This window comes from Pseudomonas sp. DW-iso17, assembly GCF_058725345.1.
Genome location: NZ_JBZXEA010000024.1, coordinates 29,752 through 33,510, shown reverse-complemented (window position 1 = coordinate 33,510; position 3,759 = coordinate 29,752). Strand labels below are relative to the sequence as shown.

Annotated in this window: 4 protein-coding genes and 2 tRNA genes (1 of these 6 only partly in view); 3 read left to right on the top strand and 3 right to left on the bottom strand. The window is 54.3% G+C overall.

From position 1 onward, the window contains the following. Positions 1–305: 305 nt before the first annotated feature. Positions 306–382, bottom strand: a tRNA-Arg gene (locus AC4PS6_RS17480). Positions 383–704: 322 nt separating this feature from the next. On the opposite strand from AC4PS6_RS17480, the gene AC4PS6_RS17475 reads away from it, so the two are divergent. The 3 genes from AC4PS6_RS17475 (at position 705) to AC4PS6_RS17465 (ending at position 1,844) form a co-directional block, all read left to right on the top strand. After that, a complete protein-coding gene (locus AC4PS6_RS17475; RefSeq protein WP_014719587.1) occupies positions 705–932 on the top strand; it encodes a hypothetical protein in 228 nt (75 codons plus the stop codon). An 11-nt stretch (positions 933–943) separates the two neighbouring features. Continuing rightward, entirely contained in the window at positions 944–1,123 is a 180-nt protein-coding gene (locus tag AC4PS6_RS17470) for a PA3371 family protein (protein WP_081036838.1), read from the top strand. A 394-nt stretch (positions 1,124–1,517) separates the two neighbouring features. After that, a complete protein-coding gene (locus AC4PS6_RS17465) occupies positions 1,518–1,844 on the top strand; it encodes an Arc family DNA-binding protein (RefSeq protein WP_003193592.1) in 327 nt (108 codons plus the stop codon). Positions 1,845–1,945: 101 nt separating this feature from the next. Here the strand turns inward: AC4PS6_RS17465 and mgtE are convergent, their stop codons facing one another. Then, complete coding sequence (gene mgtE / locus AC4PS6_RS17460) at positions 1,946–3,388, bottom strand: magnesium transporter (RefSeq protein ID WP_003193593.1); 1,443 nt, start codon at positions 3,386–3,388, stop codon at positions 1,946–1,948. 348 nt (positions 3,389–3,736) lie between these two features. Next, a tRNA-Arg gene (locus AC4PS6_RS17455) sits at positions 3,737–3,759 on the bottom strand (it continues 154 nt past the right edge of the window).

Genomic DNA, 3,759 nt, shown 5'->3' with positions numbered 1-3,759 from the left:
CAACTTCAACCACTTGCGCTTGCGATCTCTCGTAAGCGGGAGGCGAATTCTACAGGGATCGCCATGAACGTCAACCCCCTTATCTTAAAAAAAGCGAAACACTTACTCGCCTATAAAAACCAGGGTGCCCCACCGCCTCTTCTATATAGAAGGAGCGCACAACCTAGGGACGTGAATTATTCCCACCCACACAAATGCATCTGGATCTCAACCGAAAGAAGCGCGGTTGGATCCCGCACAGGCGAGGAACGAGGATGACTGTTGTTGAGACCGACGAATACCAGGAGGGGAAAGCTTTACAGAGATGGTGTCCCAGGGCCGGTTCGAACGGCCAACCTTCCCCTTAGGAGGGGGATGCTCTATCCAATTGAGCTACTGGGACAAATGCCACGCTTACCCTGAAGGGCTAGCGACAGACGGCGTGCATCTTAACGGCCGAGGCTGGTTTTGTCATGTCGTCCGTTGGCATTTTGACTGTAGGCCAATCCTTGCGCGTACGTTCATAGCCTCATTCAGCATGCCAAGACTTTCACCCTCATCGTGCAAATTGCACTACGCCAATATGCCATCATTGCAAACTGCAACCCAGCGGCCTCAAAAAACAATCTTAACTCCTTGTTTTTATTGGAATAATAGATTGGCACGACATCTGCAAAGTCATAAACACAAAACCAATCGTTCCAGGCACCGTGGAGACTATGATGATGAACAGCGCCCTTCTACTAGCACTGAACGCTGTGGCACTGGCTACGGTGGTGACGTTTCATTTTCAGCCGACCAGTACTGAAGACGGCGCGCAAATCAGCCAAGCCATTCCCCACCATCTGCAACAACGACCTCAGTTGGCACTGATGACTGCAAACCCCCAGTCTCCCATCCGCCTGACCCAAGATACACAATCAGCGCCAGCGGCCGAGCATTGGGTTTTCTGAGAACACTATTCATGTCGAAATCTGCCTGGTTGTTTCTGTGCTTGACGCTCCTATCTGTTGCGCTAGGCCTGGGACCTACATCACAACAAACTCAAACCCTAGCCTTCGTCGCCAGCGCCGTGCTGGGCAGCCTACTGGTACTGACGCTAATCAAGGGTCGCCGAATCAAATTCGATCCGCTCCTGCGCTAACCCCCTTCCCCATCTCCCTCCCCTACCTTATGTCGCCTGACACTCGTAAATAGGCGAACAGCTACTAACCTTAAGCTTGAGGGCAAAAGGCCATATCGCTATAGGACGGGCGCCCTTCAACCCGGATGCCGTGCAGGCTTGGGCGAAGATTGACGAGCTTCGCTGCAGTCGCAGGATTTTTTCTAACCAGTCCGCAAAAACGTAAATCAGTACTGGCATAAAGCCTGTAGGCGGTTCAATATTTGTCACAGAATTGACGCCAATGAAATGTCAAATCTGAGGCATGATGCGGCCTCTTTGCAATTCGGGTTGAACTTTGGTCGTGAGCCTTGTCTTAACACTCATCTTGCGGCCAATTCCAGAAACCGCTCCCCTGAACTAACCGGTTAAATATATGCGCCCATTGAAACAGGCAATTTATTCCAGCCGTACGGCTGACAAATTCGTCGTACGTCTGCCAGACGGAATGCGGGAACGCATTGCCGAGGTGGCTCGCAATCATCACCGCAGCATGAACTCCGAAATCATCGCACGCCTGGAACAAAGCCTTATTCAGGAAGGTGCCTTGGGTGAAGAGTTGAGCATGCGCCTGGACAGCCCCGAGCTGTCACTGCACGAACGCGAACTGCTGCAGCGTTTTCGTCAGCTCTCCCACCGCCAGCAAAATGCTCTCGTCTCGCTTATCGCGCATGACGTGGAGGCGGCCGCAGAAGCCAATTGATTGACACCTGAAAGCCGAAGCCAGCCATGTGCTGGCTTTTTTTTGCCTGGAGTTTGGGAATAAGAAGCAAAGCGAGGGCAGATTTGCCCCCGCTGGAAGGGTCAGAGCAGGAAGATCGTTGCCAGGCCCAGGAAGATGAAGAAACCACCACTGTCAGTCATGGCCGTGATCATCACACTGGCACCCATGGCAGGATCGCGACCTAGACGCGCCAGGGTCATGGGAATCAATACCCCCATCAAGGCCGCCAGCAACAGGTTAAGGGTCATGGCCGCAGTCATTACCACGCCCAGGGACCAACTGCCGTAGAGCAAGTAAGCCACCACGCCAATCACACCGCCCCACACCAATCCGTTTATGAGGCCTACCGCCAGTTCCTTACGCAGCAGCCGTGAGGAATTGGCAGTACTGACCTGATCCAGCGCCATGGCGCGCACGATCATGGTGATGGTCTGGTTCCCGGAGTTACCGCCAATACCCGCCACAATCGGCATCAACGCCGCCAAGGCCACCAGCTTCTCGATGGAGCCTTCAAACAACCCGATCACGCGAGAAGCGATAAACGCGGTAATCAGATTGATAGCCAGCCAGGCCCAGCGGTTATGCAGTGAACGCCAGACCGACGCGAAAATATCCTCCTCTTCACGCAAACCCGCCATGTTGAGGACTTCGGTTTCACTTTCTTCACGGATCAAGTCGACGATTTCATCGATGGTCAGACGACCGATCAACTTGCCGTTCTTATCCACCACCGGAGCCGAGATCAAGTCGTAACGCTCGAATGCCTGGGCCGCGTCGTAGGCATCTTCGTCCGGATGGAAGCTCACGGTATCGCTGGCCATCAGGTCAGCAACTTTCTTCTCCGGATCATTGACCAGCAGGCGCTTGATCGGCAAAACGCCCTTGAGGATCCCCTCATAGTCGACCACAAACAATTTGTCGGTGTGGCCGGGCAATTCTTTTAGACGGCGCAGGTAACGCAACACCACTTCCAGGCTGACGTCTTCGCGAATGGTGACCATCTCGAAGTCCATCAGGGCGCCGACCTGATCCTCGTCGTACGACAGCGCGGAACGCACACGCTCACGCTGCTGCGTATCGAGCGCCTCCATCAACTCATGGACAACATCACGGGGCAGCTCAGGTGCCAGGTCAGCAAGCTCGTCCGCATCCATCTCCTTGGCGGCAGCCAGGAGTTCGTGGTCATCCATGTCGGCGATGAGCGTTTCACGCACCGAGTCCGATACTTCCAGAAGGATGTCACCGTCACGATCAGCCTTCACCAACTGCCACAGGGTCAGTCGGTCATCCAGCGGCAAGGCTTCAAGAATATAGGCGACGTCGGCGGAGTGCAGGTCATCGAGCTTGCGTTGCAACTCGACGAGGTTTTGCCGGTGAACCAGGTTTTCGACGCGGTCGTGGTTCGGACCTTCCTGGCGGTGCGTGAGGTCTTCGACCACGCGCTGGCGCTGCAGCAGCTCGATAACTTGAGCCAGACGATCCTGCAGGCTTTCTTGTGTCTTCTTTACTTCTACTTCGGTCATAGGCGAACTCCACTCCCAGCAGCGGGGCACGCCGGAAGGATCAATCAGTCAATTCATGATTGGTAAAGCGGGGTACTGAGTAACTACTGGGTAAGTCCATGGAGGTATTCCACAAGCCCCGGCGGGGCTGACGAGCGCATGATACACCGCCCGGACGTTTTAAACGTTAAAAAACTGGAAAGAACAAGCGCTTGCACGCCAAAGCTCAGTATTGGCTGCATCTATGAACTGCGACGACGCAGGCGCATGGGAAAACACATGAAGAGGGAGAAAAAGGAGGACGCCGGATAAAACCCACACAAACCCGAGACGGCAAAAAGCCCGCACTAGGCGGGCTTTTTGTTTGTATGGTGCACTCGACAGGATTCGAA